We start from the raw sequence: 12,759 nt of genomic DNA on the forward strand, positions 1-12,759 counted from the left end.
AACGGGGCGTGTGCGCCGTCACACCGCAGCAGCCGACAATGCCTGCCGGATATCTTCCAGCAGATCGTCGGCATCCTCGAGCCCGACAGAAAAGCGGATCAAACCGGGCGTGATCCCCAATTCGACTTTCTGCACATCGCTCAACCGCTGGTGCGTGGTCGTCGCGGGGTGGGTTGCGATGGACTTGGCGTCGCCCAGATTGTTCGAAATCACCGGGATCGTCAGCGCGTTCAGGAACCGGAAGGCCGCGTCCTTGCCCCCCTTGATGTCCAGCGACAGGACCGTACCGCCCTTGCCCCCCAGCTGGCTCTGCACCAGAGCGTTCTGGGCATGAGATGTCAGGCCCGGATACATGATCCGTTCCAGCGCCTCATGGCCTTCCAGCGCGTCGGCCAGTTTCTGCGCCGTCTCGGCCTGGGCATTGACTCGCAGGGCCAACGTTTCCAGCCCCTTGAGCATGATCCAGGCGTTGAACGGGCTGAGTGCGCCGCCCGTGTGTTTGAGGTACGGCTCGACCGTTCCGCGAATGAACTCCTTGGCGCCCAGGATCACGCCGCCCAGCGCGCGTCCCTGCCCGTCGATATGCTTGGTGGCCGAGTAAACCACCACATCCGCGCCCTGCGCGATCGCTTGCGAGAACACCGGGGTCGAGAACACGTTGTCGACGATCACTGTGGCCCCCACCGCATGGGCCAGTTCTGCCACCGCGCGAATGTCGATGACTTCGAGCGTGGGGTTCGACATGGATTCGAAGAACACGGCCTTGGTGTCGGGCCGGATCGCGGCCTTCCATTGGTCCATGTCCGTACCGTCGACAAAGGTCACCTCGACACCATAGCGGGTCAGGATATTCTCCAGAATGTACAGGCACGACCCGAACAGGGCCTTGGCCGAAACCACGTGATCGCCCGCCTTCAGCATCGAGGTCAGCGCCCCGTTCACGGCCGCCATACCGGACGCCGTCGCAAAACCATCCTCGGCCCCCTCAAGCGCAGCGATGCGCTGTTCGAACATCGCAACCGTCGGGTTGCCATAACGGGCATAGATGAACTCGTCCGGGCCAGTCTCGATGAACCGAGCTTCGGCCTGCTCGGCGGTGTCGTAGACGAACCCCTGCGTCAGGAAAATCGCCTCGCTGACTTCGTTGTACTGGCTGCGACGGATACCGCCGTGGACGGCTTGGGTGCGTTTGTTCCAGCTTTCGCTCATGTCTTTACCTTTCGGCCCCGAAACCCGAGGGCAAATCAAAAAAACCCCAGACGCGGTCAAGCGAAAGGGGTCTTTCATCCTGACCTTTTAGCGGTGTTGTTTAGCGTGGCCCGCAATCCGGTAACAAATCGCCACGTGGTTTCTGGATTGCGCATACGCCTCGGGCGCGCGGGCGTCAAGCCGCGACATCCACCGCGCACTTGCCCTTTGCAGCGAATGGCTCATGATCGTCCCGCAACACGGAGGCCCCATGACACACCCGATCGATCTGTATTTCTGGCCCACGCCAAATGGCTGGAAAGTATCCATTGCCCTTGAAGAGATGAGGCTGCCCTACCAGACCCACCTCATAAACATCGGCAAAGGCGATCAGTTCGCGCCCGAGTTTCTGAATTTCTCGCCCAACAACCGGATGCCTGCGATCGTCGACCCAGACGGCCCGGATGGCGCACCGATCTCGGTTTTCGAAAGCGGCGCGATCCTGATGTACCTTGCCCGCAAGACCGGCCAGTTCTACGGGTCGACCGAGCGTGACCGGATCGCGGTCGAGGAATGGCTGATGTGGCAGATGGGTGGCGTCGGACCGATGGCCGGTCAGGCACACCACTTTCTGAAATATGCCCCCCAGTTGGACCCGCCGCAGGACCTGCCCTATGCCAAGGACCGCTATCGCACCGAGGTTGCGCGCCTGTACGGCGTTCTGGACCGGCGCCTTGCCGACAACGAGTATGTTGCCGGCGACTTCTATTCGATCGCCGATATGTCGATTTGGGGCTGGGCGAGCCTGTGGGAGGGTCAGCAGCAGACGCTGGAGGACAAGCCCCACTTTGCCCGGTGGCTGGAAACCGTGGGAGCCCGCCCCGGAGTTCAGGCGGGACGTGCCCTGCATGCCGAGCTGCGCGGAGATCATCGCAGCAAAGACGCGCAGAACGTTTTGTTCAAACGGTAGCGTTCACCAAATGCTGAAATTTCAGGCAATTAGGTGCGAATCGCACCTCTTTCTGCATCAAGACCCTGACGACAGTTGAATTGCGCGTTGACCGTTCTGTAACTACAAGCGGTAACAAGGAGTTAAGGTTTGGCGACATTCAATTTCAGGGTTCCGATTTACGGGTTCGACCAACGGACCGGCGCATCGACGAACAACACAGTCGGCTATCCTGTCGGAACGACCTTTTCCTTGAATGCCGGTGCCGCACTGACCGTGATCAACGTTCAGGATGACGACGGCACGGCCAGCCAGCTGTTCTCGGACGGTTACATCGACACGCCCGGAGACGGGTCGTCGCCCAGTACGGCCAACAACGACCAGGTATTGAGCCAGGCGGTGACGATCAACGGACAGACCTTTCAGCCCGGCGATCAGGTCGAGCTTGAGTTCGGTTTTTATGACAACTTCCGGCGACACGCTCTGGGTCATTCGCATCGACGGTGTGAATGTCGGCATCAGCGGTCCTGTCTTGCCAACGCCCGGTACGACCTATGAGGTTGCCGGCAGCAGTGATGGTCAGGCATCGCCGATTTCGAATGTCCCATGCTTTTCCGCCGGCACACTGATCACCACCAAGGGCGGGACAACAAGGATCGAAGACTTGTCGGTCGGAGATCTGGTTCTGACCTACGCCGGCAGCTATGAACCGATCCGCTGGATCGGGCGCCGAGAGCTGGACAGCGTCGACCTCTCCGCCAATCCAAAACTGGTTCCCATCCGGATTTCCGCCGACGCGCTCGGCGCAGGGCTGCCAACGCAGGACCTGACCGTTTCACCCCAGCACCGCATTCTGGTGCGGTCAAAGATCGCGCAACGCATGTTCAACACCAACGAGGTGCTGGTTTCGGCCAAGTCGCTGCTGCCGCTGGACGGCATTGACCGGGTCTGTGCCACGGAATCCGTTCGCTATTTCCACCTTCTTTTCGACGCGCATCAGGTCATCTTTGCCAACGACACCCCAAGCGAAAGCCTGTTCGCCGGTCCCGAAGCGCTGAAATCCATCCCCGAGGCGGCTCGCAACGAGATATTGGCCCTGTTCCCCGAGCTTAAGGACCCCGGCTTTGAACCGCGGCCAGCCGCCCTGATCCCAAAGGGTCACAAGCAGCGCGGTCTGATTTCGCGTCACTTCAAGAACGGTCAAGCACTGTTGGCCTGATCTTCATTGGGTATTTTCTGATCTTGGTCGGAGTGTGCGTGACCTACCGTCAGGTCCTTCGACAGACGAACGTGGTCGCTGACAGTGGCATCGTCATGCCCTGCGGACCAAAGACGCGCTTCAATTCAGAGAACATCCGCGCCGCCACGTCCGCGGGTTCCACACCGCCGCGCTCTCGTACTTCATCGACCAACGGGTTGCCAAAAACCAGAGCGTGGGCAAAGGCTTCCGGGTTGACGATGGTCTTCGTCAACCGGATCGTTTCGTGTTCGATATCCGTCCAGCTTGCGGCCCTCAGATCAGCCCGGACAGCCTCGGGGTCACCATAGTGAAACGGTACCTTGTAGAATCCCGGCGGATCCTGCGGAAAGAAATGCGCCCCCACATCGTGCGCGACTTGCGAGAACGGGTTTTCGGACATCGGGCTCCACACGTTGAAAACATAGCGCCCACCCGGTCTGAGCACCCGCGCCGCCTCATGGAACGAAGCGGGTTTGTCGGGAAAGAACATGACCCCGAACTGGCAGGTAATCAGGTCGAACGCGCCGTCTTCGAACGGTAGATCCATCGCGTTGACGACCGCGAACTCGACGTTGTCCGCCGCCGAGAATTTGGCCTTTGCAACCTCCAGCATGGGCGCGTTCAGGTCCGAGATCAGAACTTGGGCCTCGCTCGGCAGCACATCGCACAGCTTGCGGCTCAGGATCCCCGTACCCGCGGCCAGTTCAATGGCCTTGGCCACCGGCTCTTCGGCGCAACGGGCGGCAAGTCTGTCTGCGTAGTCAGTGAAGATATTCGGGCCCAACCCCGCGTCGTAATGACTTGGAATATTGCCCACGAAACCAGCCGAATTTGTTGACATCTGCGCTCCCCCCCCCGGCAACCGCATGATGCAAAAGACTAGCCGAAATTGCGCGTTTTGGCGAACTCATTCTGCTCTGCAGTCGGCTGGGGCCGGTAGGCATCCGCCCCGTCACCCCGCACCAGCAGGTCCAGCATGCCCGATATGTCCTCGATCTCTTCCGCGATCACATGGGTCACCGCATGGGCCCGCTGCATCCGCCCGGTTACCCGCAGCAACCGCCCCGAGATCACCGCTCGGCGGAACCGCTCATAGATCTTGCGCCAGACAATCACGTTCACGATGCCGGTCTCGTCTTCGAGCGTGATGAAGATCACCCCTTTGGCCGTACCAGGCCGCTGCCGCAGGATCACCAATCCCGCCACAGCAACCCGCGCACCCTCGGGCGGGTCGTCCAGTCGGTCGGCTGGAAGGCAAGCCGGTGGTCTGGGCCATGGGCGGCCCGAACTGGGCTGTGGTGTCGATGCGATACGCATAAGAACAAAAATAGAACAAATGCCCTGAATGTCCAGATGCAGGGGACCGAAACCACAGCCAGAAAGGTCATGCGCTACGCGCGACCGCAGCGCAGACAAGGGTCACTTGGCGTCATGCGCGTTGAACGTGGCCAAACCTTCCCGCAGAACCGCCTTGGCCTTGGCCAGGTCATCCCCGTCCAACGCATCCAGCGCCCGCAAAACGTCACTGCGCAACCGCAGAGCCTTGGGGCCCGGTGCTCCGACCGGATGAAGCTCATCGTCATTCGCTGCTGCCAATGCACCATGGCTGATCCCGTCGATCACCTCCACGATTTTCGCCTGGCTTTCGCCAAACCACGCGGCAATGTCATGCTCGGCATCGCCCCGCTCGTTCATCCCAACCACAATCTTTGCGTCCTGAACCGTCAACGGCATCTGCTCACTCCCTTATCAAATCACGGTCACACGACCAGAACACAAATCCATGCACGCAACAATCGAAACCGCTATCCGAGCCTCAACCTTTGATGGAATAAACCGGTCAAACCACTCGGTTGCGGCGCGAACGCGTGGAATTTGGGCGACAATGACGGACCGTTTGCCCGATCACGCCCCGATTGGTCGCAAATGGCACTGGAAAGACCTAAATCCCTTGACTAATGAGGAACCTGAACACCGCAGAAGGAAGACGCGAGCAATGGCAAAGATCACCTATGTCGAGCATGGCGGCAACGAACACACAGTCGAGGTCGCCAACGGCCTGACCGTCATGGAAGGCGCCCGTGACAACAACATTCCCGGCATCGAGGCCGATTGCGGCGGCGCTTGCGCCTGCTCGACCTGTCACGTCTACATCCATCCCGATTGGGTCGAGAAACTGCCTGCCAAGGACGACATGGAAGAAGACATGCTGGACTTCGCCTACGAGCCCGACCCGGCCCGTTCGCGACTGACCTGCCAGATCAAGGTGACGGACGAACTGGACGGGCTGGTCGTCCAGATGCCGGAAAAGCAGATCTGATGCGACGGCGCATGCCCCGCTCGTCCGGCGGCATGCGCTGCGGCTTCAAAGCGCCGCGTCCGGCGGTGCGCTTTTGGCCATGCCGCGTGCGCGGCGCGCTTATGGCTGCATGCCTGTGGCTGGCGGGTCCTGCCTTGGCTGCCGAAACCATAACGACCGCCCGCTACACGGATCCGACCACCCGCTATCCCCACGGCGTTCTGGGTGACCAGATCGAATGGGGTTCGATTGAACTCACGTTTTCAGATGGCAAACGCCGCAGCTTCACGCTGCCCGATCATCTGGTCTTCGAAGACCTCGCGCCCCGCGTGATCGACGTCACGGGCGACGGTCTTCCAGAAGTCATTGCGGTGGAGAGTGACGCACGACAGGGCGCGCGCCTTGCCATCTACGGCCCGCAGGGCCGCATGACGGCGACACCGCATATCGGCACCCGTTTCCGCTGGCTGGCCCCTGTCGGAGCAGCAGACCTGGATGGCGACGGAAATATCGAAATTGCCTATGTCGACCGCCCCCACCTGGCCAAGACCCTGCGCATCTGGCGCTTCTCGGACGGCCGACTGACGGAAATCGCTGCGCTCCCCGGCCTGACCAATCACCGGATCGGAGAGGATTTCATTTCAGGCGGCCTTCGTACCTGCAACGGCCAGCCTGAGTTGATCGTCGCCAGCAGCGATTGGCGCCGGATCATTGCTGTCCGCTACGATGGCGGCTGGAAATCTCAAGATCTTGGCCCGTTGAAAAACCGACAAGCCCTTGTGAGCGCGCTGAACTGCTGACCCGGGGATTCATATTGTCAAGAAATCCCGAGGTGAGGCCGTCGACCGAGCCCCCTTTACCTGCGGACCCTCAAACCGTCAAAGCGCCCGCCACCCGATATCGCGACGATAGAAGCCGCCCGGCCAATCGATGGCCTCGACCATCGCATAAGCATTGTCCCGCGCCTCCTGAAGTGTTGCTCCACGCGCCGTCACGTTCAGAACCCGCCCTCCTGAGGCCATGACCTGCCCGTCCTGCGCTTTGGTGCCTGCGTGAAAAACCATATGGCTACTGTCCTCGGGCAAGTCATCCAGCCCGTTGATCACGCTGCCTTTTTCATATGCCCCAGGATAGCCCTGCGCGGCCATCACCACGGTCAAGGCGTGATCGTCGGCCCAGTTGACCCGCGCCTCGCCCAGCCGTCCCTCGGCTGCCGCATGCATCAGGTCCAGCGCCTGTGCCCCCAACCGCATCATCAGCACCTGACATTCCGGGTCGCCAAAGCGCACGTTGTATTCCACCAGCCTCGGCTGCCCGTCCTTGATCATCAGCCCGGCGTACAGCACCCCTTGAAACGGCGTGCCGCGCCGGGCCATCTCGGCCATCGTCGGGCGCACGATCTGTTCCATCGCCCGCTCCTCAATCTCAGAGCTCAGAACCGGAGCCGGAGAATAGGCGCCCATGCCGCCGGTGTTCAGGCCGGTATCGCCCTCGCCCACGCGCTTGTGGTCCTGCGCAGTGCCGACCGACAGGATGTTCTCGCCGTCACACAGCACGAACAGCGAGGCTTCTTCGCCGTCCATGAATTCCTCGATCACCACCTCGGCCCCGGCCCCGCCGAAGGCGCCGCCGAACATGTCGTCCACGGCCTCCAGCGCGGTCGCCTCGTCCATCGCCACGATCACGCCCTTGCCAGCGGCCAGACCGTCGGCCTTGACCACGATCGGCGCGCCCTGCTGACGGATATAGGCCTTGGCGGGCTCGGCCTCGGTGAACCGGGCATAGGCCGCAGTGGGCGCACCGGCCGCATCGCAGATTTCTTTGGTGAAACTCTTCGAGGCCTCCAGCCGCGCCGCCTCGGCCGAGGGGCCGAACACCAGAATGCCCGCCTCGCGCAGCCGGTCGGCCACCCCGGCGGCCAGGGGCGCCTCGGGGCCGATGATCACGAAATCAATCGCGTTTTCCTCGGCGAAACTGACCACCGCGCCGCCATTCTCGATATCCAGTGCCGCGCAATCGGCGATCTGCGCGATCCCGGCATTGCCCGGCGCCACGATCAGGCGGTCGCATTTGGGGTTTTGCATCACCGCCCAGGCCAGGCTGTGTTCGCGCCCGCCGCTCCCGAGAATGAGGATGTTCATGAAAGTCTCCGATCTGCTTGGCCTTGCCTGCGCGGCGTTCTAAGCTGCTCGGGCAATCGAAACAAGGCGCTGAAATGTCCGACCTGCTTGACGATCCGATTCCCGGCCAGAATACCCCCGAATACTCCGTGTCCGAGATCTCGGGCGAGGTGAAACGCACGCTGGAAGGCACATTTGGCCGAATCCGCGTACGGGGCGAGGTCGGGCGCGTGTTCAAGGCGCGCTCGGGGCATTTGTACTATGACATCAAGGACGACCGGAGCGTGCTGGCCTGCACCACCTGGAAAGGCCAGATCGCGGGCCTGTCGGTGGTGCCGGAAGAGGGGCTCGAAGTCGTCGTCACGGGCCGCCTCACCGCATTCGGCGCGCAGTCGAAATACAACCTCAACGTCGACGAGGTGGCCGTAGCCGGGCAAGGCGCGCTGATGGCGCTGCTGGAAAAACGCAAGAAACAGCTCGAGTCTGAGGGCCTTTTCGCGCCCGAGCGCAAGAAACCCCTGCCCTTCCTTCCGCAGATCATCGGCGTCGTCACCTCGCCTTCGGGCGCAGTGATCCGCGACATCCTGCACCGGCTGCGCGACCGTTTCCCGCGCAAGGTGCTGATCTGGCCCGTGGCCGTGCAGGGCGCCAATTGCGCGCCCGAGGTCGCCAACGCCATCCAGGGCTTCAACCGCCTGACGCCCGGCGGCGCGCTGCCCCGCCCCGACCTGATCATCGTCGCCCGCGGTGGCGGCTCGATCGAGGATCTGTGGGGCTTCAACGAGGAAATCGTGGCCCGCGCCGCCGCCGCGTCCGAGATCCCGCTGATCTCGGCGGTGGGGCACGAAACCGACACCACGCTGATCGACTATGTCTCGGACCGCCGTGCGCCCACCCCCACCGCCGCCGCCGAACTGGCGGTTCCCGTCCGGATGGAACTGCTGGCTTGGACCGGCGAACAAGGCGCGCGTCTGTCCCGCGCGGCCACCGAAGCGGTACAGCGCCGCGCCCAACGCCTGCGCGATCTATCGCGCGCCCTGCCGCGCCCCGAGACCCTGCTAGACGGGCCGCGCCAGCGACTGGACCTTATTGCCGATCGTCTGGCCCCGGCGTTGCAACGCGGTGTTCAGAACCGCCGCTTGCAGGTGGTGGAACTGTCGGGGCACCTGCGCCCGTCAACGTTGCGCAACCTCGTGGCCGCGCGGCGCGACACGCTGCGCAACCTGTCCTCGCGCCTGTCGATCCGCCCGATCCAACGCGACATCCAGCAGCAGCGCGACCGAGTCAACCAACTGGCCCAGCGCATGACGGCCGCGCAGACTCTGCGGGTGGACCGGCTCCGCCAGCAACTGGATGCGACTGACCGGTTGCGCGAGACGCTCAGCTACAAAGCCACGCTTCAACGCGGCTACGCCGTGGTGCATTCCGAAAGCGGCGTGGTCACCACAAAGGCGCAAGCCAGCAAGCACGCTGCACTGACCATCGAGTTTGCCGATGGAGAATTGAAGACCGAACCGCTGTCCGGGACAACCCCGACCGCCAAGAAACCGTCCAAGCCACCGGCCCCGGATCAAGGATCGTTGTTCTGACGAAGACCCACGTTCAGACGCCGACCTCGGGTCCGTAACAGATCATATCTTCGTCGACGTCGGCTGCTTCGTACAGTTCGGTGGCTTCGGGGTTGCCCTCGAACTGCGCGATTAACCCCTGGGACGAGCGGGTAAAGACCCAGCATTGCGGGTCGGTGCGGTCTTCGTAAACAAAGCAAATCTGGCCGTTCTGTTCGTACCAGATGCCCTCCTTGCAGTCGCCATCCAGAAACGACCAGACCACGCGCCGGTTGGGCAAATACCGTTCGACGCCATAAGTCGTACCACCAAAGCCGTAGAACAGGGTTTTACCGCGCGTGTAGGCATCGAATTCCGCCCCTGACAGAGACTGCGCGACGACCGGCTGGGCCAGCAAAGATCCGAGAATCAACGAACGTATCCACATCGTTTCATTCTGGCAGATGCCACGGCCGCGCGCCAATCTTGGAACGCACTGCCCCAACGTTATGGGTTGAGCGCAAACTCACTCCGCGGCGACACTGCATTGCATCGGAGCCATCGGAAGGCAGGACATGACGATACTCGTACTCGCGGCGCTGGCCTGTGCCCTGGCCTACCTGGCCCTGACGGCCCGTCCGGCCAGCCTGCTACGCACGGCGTTGAAAACCGCCAGCGTCGCCCTGTTGGCGGTCGAGGCCGCGGTACAGTCAGGCCCGCTGCTTCTGATCCTCGCGCTGTCTCTCTGCGCCTTGGGCGACGCCCTTCTGTCGCGCGAAACCGACGACACCTTCATGGCCGGCATCGGGGCGTTCGCCGCCGGGCACCTGGTTTACATCGCCCTGTTCCTGACCCATCCGAAAAGCGACACCGCCCTGATCCTGGACAAACCCGGATACGCCTGGACGCTGGTCATTCTGGGCATCGTGATGGCCACGCTCCTGGCCCCTCGGGCCGGTGATCTGCGCGGACCGGTCCTGGCCTATATCCCGATCATTTTGGGTATGGGCATCACCGTTTTGGCCCTGCCCGAGGCCGGAGCGCTGCGATGGGCTTTACCGGCCGCGATGGCCTTCATCGCCTCGGACCTGATTCTGGCAACCGAAAGGTTCCTGCTGCCGCCCGGACACCCGGCCCTGCGACTGACGCCCTATCTGGTCTGGCCGCTCTACTGGGGTGCGCAGTTCGGCTTTTTTCTCGCCTTCACCTGACCCTTTGCAACTGCCGCCATTCCGCATTAGGTGAAGGGAACACCTGCGGAGACCCAGATGGCGTTTTTTACTAAACTCAAGGACCGGCTGTTCAAATCCTCGTCCCGCCTCGAACAGGGGCTTGAGGCAATCGTCGAGGACGGCGGCGAAGAAACCACCGCCCCTGACCCGGTGATTCCCCAGCCCGAGCCCGAGCCGCAACCCGTCCCAGAAATCCCCGAACCCGCGCCCACGCCGCAACCGGTCGAGACACCCTCGCCCGAGCCGGCCGATCCGGTGCCTGCCCCGCCTCCGCCGGAACTGCCGGAACAGGCGCAATCCAAAGGCCTGATCGGGCGTCTGTTCGGTCGCGGCGATGCCGGGCCGGTGGTGCGTCGCACGCTGGACGACGACATGCTCGAACAGCTCGAGGAACTGCTGATCGCCTCGGACATGGGTGTCGACACCGCCCTGCGCGTCACCGCCAACATGGCCGAGGGGCGCTATGGCAAGAAACTCTCGACACAGGAAATCAAGCAGCTGCTGGCGCAGGAAATCGCCCGCGTGATGGAGCCGGTCGCCAAACCGATGCCGATCTACCCTAAGCGCCCGCAGGTGGTGCTGGTGGTGGGCGTCAACGGCTCGGGCAAGACCACGACCATCGGAAAGCTGGCCAGCCAGTTCAAGGCCGCCGGCAAAAAGGTGGTCATCGCCGCGGGCGACACCTTCCGGGCCGCCGCCGTCGAACAGCTGCAGGTCTGGGGCGACCGCGCCGGAGTTCCAGTCCTGACCGCGCCCGAAGGCTCCGACCCCGCCTCGCTTGCCTTCGACGCCCTGACCAAGGCGCAAGCCGAAGGCGCCGACCTGCTGATGATCGACACTGCCGGCCGCTTGCAGAACCGCGCCGACCTGATGGAGGAACTGGCCAAGATCGTCCGCGTCATCCGCAAGATCGACGAGACGGCGCCCCACAACACGCTTCTGGTGCTCGACGCCACCACCGGTCAGAACGCGCTCAGCCAGGTGGAAACCTTCCGCAAGCTGGCCGATGTCTCGGGCCTTGTGATGACCAAGCTCGACGGCACCGCCAAGGGCGGCGTGTTGGTGGCGCTGGCCGACAAGTTCGGCCTGCCGATCCACGCCATCGGCGTCGGCGAACAGATCGACGATCTGGCCCCTTTCGACCCCGAGGAATTCGCCGCCGCCCTGACCGGGCTCGACAGCAACTGACCTTCATCGGGCCCCAAATATCCTCAGGGGTCTGGGGGTGGAAAACCCCCAGCTTCTCCACCAGCGAAAGACCCGCAGCGTGAGCGACTGGCTGATCTCCCTCGAAGGCACCGAAGCCGGGCACAGGCTGGCCCTTGGCCTCGCCCTGATGGCGGCCTTTCTGCATGCGGTGTTCGGCGCGCTGCAGAAGGGTCGGCACGATCCCTGGCTGTCGCGCGGGGCGATCGACGCCTGCTATTGCCTGATGGCCGCGCCCTTTGCGTTCTTCGTCGTGCCCTGGCCCGAACCCTTCATGTGGCCGATATTTGCCGTGGTCTGGCTGATCCATGTCGCCTACAAGACGCTGCAGGCGATGGCCTACACCAAAGGGTCCTACACCGTGGTCTACCCTGTGGTGCGCGGCACCGGCCCGCTGTTCACGGTCATCGGCGCTTATCTTCTGTTCAATGAAACCTTCTCGCCTACCCAATGGCTGGGCGTCGCCGTGCTGCTGACTGGCATCTTCGGGTTGGCCGCCTACAATTTCCGCTTCCTGGAAACCAACCGCGAGACTTTGGGCATCGCATTGGCCCTTGCGGTCGCAACCGGCCTCTTCGTGGCGCTCTACACCACCTATGACGCCTACGGCATCCGCGCCACGGCCGATCCGTTCACCTTTCTGGCCTGGTTCTTCATGATCGACGGGGCGACCATGCCGATCTACGCCTTCCTGCGCTGGCGGGCGATGGTTCACCGCCCGGCAATCGGGCCGTTGATGCTGCGGGGGCTTGCAGGCGGGCTGATCGCCCCCATGTCTTTCGGAGCGATCATGCTGGCCACCCGGCTGGACAAGGTCGGCGAAGCCGCGGTGCTGCGCGAAACCTCGACCGTCTTTGCCGCCCTGATCGGCTGGCTGGCCCTGAAAGAGACCGTGGGGCCTCGGCGCATAATCCTGATGGCATTGATTGCATTGGGCGCGGTAATAGTTGAAATGGGCGGGTGAACAGCAGGACGACA

The 12,759-nt window shown here is 62.9% G+C and carries 15 protein-coding genes and 1 riboswitch; of the genes, 9 read left to right on the top strand and 6 right to left on the bottom strand.

The window, feature by feature from the left end:
• Positions 1–18 precede the first annotated feature (18 nt).
• Positions 19–1,209: an O-succinylhomoserine sulfhydrylase gene (gene metZ / locus ACR0JC_RS05025; RefSeq protein ID WP_170338369.1), complete on the bottom strand. Its 1,191-nt coding sequence runs from the start codon at positions 1,207–1,209 to the stop codon at positions 19–21.
• A gap of 67 nt (positions 1,210–1,276) precedes the next feature.
• A riboswitch (SAM riboswitch) is annotated at positions 1,277–1,354 on the bottom strand.
• A 105-nt stretch (positions 1,355–1,459) separates the two neighbouring features.
• Between metZ and ACR0JC_RS05030 the strand changes: the two genes are divergently transcribed.
• The 3 genes from ACR0JC_RS05030 to ACR0JC_RS05040 all read left to right on the top strand — a co-directional run bounded on the left by ACR0JC_RS05030 (position 1,460) and on the right by ACR0JC_RS05040 (position 3,356).
• A complete protein-coding gene (locus tag ACR0JC_RS05030; protein ID WP_170338367.1) occupies positions 1,460–2,158 on the top strand; it encodes a glutathione S-transferase N-terminal domain-containing protein in 699 nt (232 codons plus the stop codon).
• A 129-nt stretch (positions 2,159–2,287) separates the two neighbouring features.
• Positions 2,288–2,695, top strand: a complete 408-nt coding sequence (locus ACR0JC_RS05035) for a hypothetical protein (RefSeq protein ID WP_170338365.1) — start codon at positions 2,288–2,290, stop codon at positions 2,693–2,695.
• Positions 2,598–3,356, top strand: a complete 759-nt coding sequence (locus ACR0JC_RS05040) for a Hint domain-containing protein (RefSeq protein WP_170338362.1) — start codon at positions 2,598–2,600, stop codon at positions 3,354–3,356. Before ACR0JC_RS05035 ends, ACR0JC_RS05040 begins: the two co-directional genes overlap by 98 nt.
• A 49-nt stretch (positions 3,357–3,405) precedes the next feature.
• On the opposite strand, the gene ACR0JC_RS05045 is transcribed toward ACR0JC_RS05040, so the two are convergent.
• From ACR0JC_RS05045 to ACR0JC_RS05055, 3 genes are all read right to left on the bottom strand, one after another.
• Positions 3,406–4,218, bottom strand: coding sequence for a class I SAM-dependent methyltransferase (locus tag ACR0JC_RS05045; RefSeq protein WP_170338360.1), 813 nt, complete (start codon positions 4,216–4,218; stop codon positions 3,406–3,408).
• Positions 4,219–4,256: 38 nt separating this feature from the next.
• Positions 4,257–4,694, bottom strand: a complete 438-nt coding sequence (locus ACR0JC_RS05050; RefSeq protein ID WP_170338358.1) for an OB-fold nucleic acid binding domain-containing protein — start codon at positions 4,692–4,694, stop codon at positions 4,257–4,259.
• Positions 4,695–4,796: 102 nt separating this feature from the next.
• Positions 4,797–5,111 carry a hypothetical protein gene (locus ACR0JC_RS05055; RefSeq protein ID WP_093962513.1) on the bottom strand — a complete coding sequence of 105 codons (315 nt, stop codon included), beginning with the start codon at positions 5,109–5,111 and terminating at the stop codon, positions 4,797–4,799.
• Positions 5,112–5,373: 262 nt separating this feature from the next.
• Between ACR0JC_RS05055 and ACR0JC_RS05060 the strand changes: the two genes are divergently transcribed.
• Entirely contained in the window at positions 5,374–5,697 is a 324-nt protein-coding gene (locus ACR0JC_RS05060; RefSeq protein WP_170338356.1) for a 2Fe-2S iron-sulfur cluster-binding protein, read from the top strand.
• 32 nt (positions 5,698–5,729) lie between these two features.
• Positions 5,730–6,476: an FG-GAP repeat domain-containing protein gene (locus ACR0JC_RS05065; protein WP_480763618.1), complete on the top strand. Its 747-nt coding sequence runs from the start codon at positions 5,730–5,732 to the stop codon at positions 6,474–6,476.
• Positions 6,477–6,554: 78 nt separating this feature from the next.
• Here ACR0JC_RS05065 and purD read toward each other — a convergent pair whose 3' ends face one another.
• Positions 6,555–7,817: a phosphoribosylamine--glycine ligase gene (gene purD, locus ACR0JC_RS05070; protein WP_170338354.1), complete on the bottom strand. Its 1,263-nt coding sequence runs from the start codon at positions 7,815–7,817 to the stop codon at positions 6,555–6,557.
• A 74-nt stretch (positions 7,818–7,891) separates the two neighbouring features.
• Between purD and xseA the strand changes: the two genes are divergently transcribed.
• Positions 7,892–9,385, top strand: a complete 1,494-nt coding sequence (xseA, locus tag ACR0JC_RS05075) for an exodeoxyribonuclease VII large subunit (RefSeq protein WP_170338352.1) — start codon at positions 7,892–7,894, stop codon at positions 9,383–9,385.
• Between the two features lie 13 nt (positions 9,386–9,398).
• On the opposite strand, the gene ACR0JC_RS05080 is transcribed toward xseA, so the two are convergent.
• Positions 9,399–9,791: a hypothetical protein gene (locus tag ACR0JC_RS05080; RefSeq protein ID WP_170338349.1), complete on the bottom strand. Its 393-nt coding sequence runs from the start codon at positions 9,789–9,791 to the stop codon at positions 9,399–9,401.
• A gap of 127 nt (positions 9,792–9,918) precedes the next feature.
• Between ACR0JC_RS05080 and ACR0JC_RS05085 the strand changes: the two genes are divergently transcribed.
• The 3 genes from ACR0JC_RS05085 to ACR0JC_RS05095 all read left to right on the top strand — a co-directional run bounded on the left by ACR0JC_RS05085 (position 9,919) and on the right by ACR0JC_RS05095 (position 12,745).
• Positions 9,919–10,554 carry a lysoplasmalogenase gene (locus ACR0JC_RS05085; RefSeq protein ID WP_170338347.1) on the top strand — a complete coding sequence of 212 codons (636 nt, stop codon included), beginning with the start codon at positions 9,919–9,921 and terminating at the stop codon, positions 10,552–10,554.
• 57 nt (positions 10,555–10,611) lie between these two features.
• On the top strand, positions 10,612–11,763 hold the full coding sequence (gene ftsY, locus ACR0JC_RS05090) for a signal recognition particle-docking protein FtsY (RefSeq protein WP_170338346.1): 1,152 nt from the start codon (positions 10,612–10,614) through the stop codon (positions 11,761–11,763).
• Between the two features lie 79 nt (positions 11,764–11,842).
• A complete protein-coding gene (locus ACR0JC_RS05095) occupies positions 11,843–12,745 on the top strand; it encodes an EamA family transporter (protein WP_093963009.1) in 903 nt (300 codons plus the stop codon).
• Positions 12,746–12,759: the final 14 nt, after the last annotated feature.

The sequence above is a fragment of the Ruegeria sp. CH5 genome, assembly GCF_056537025.1.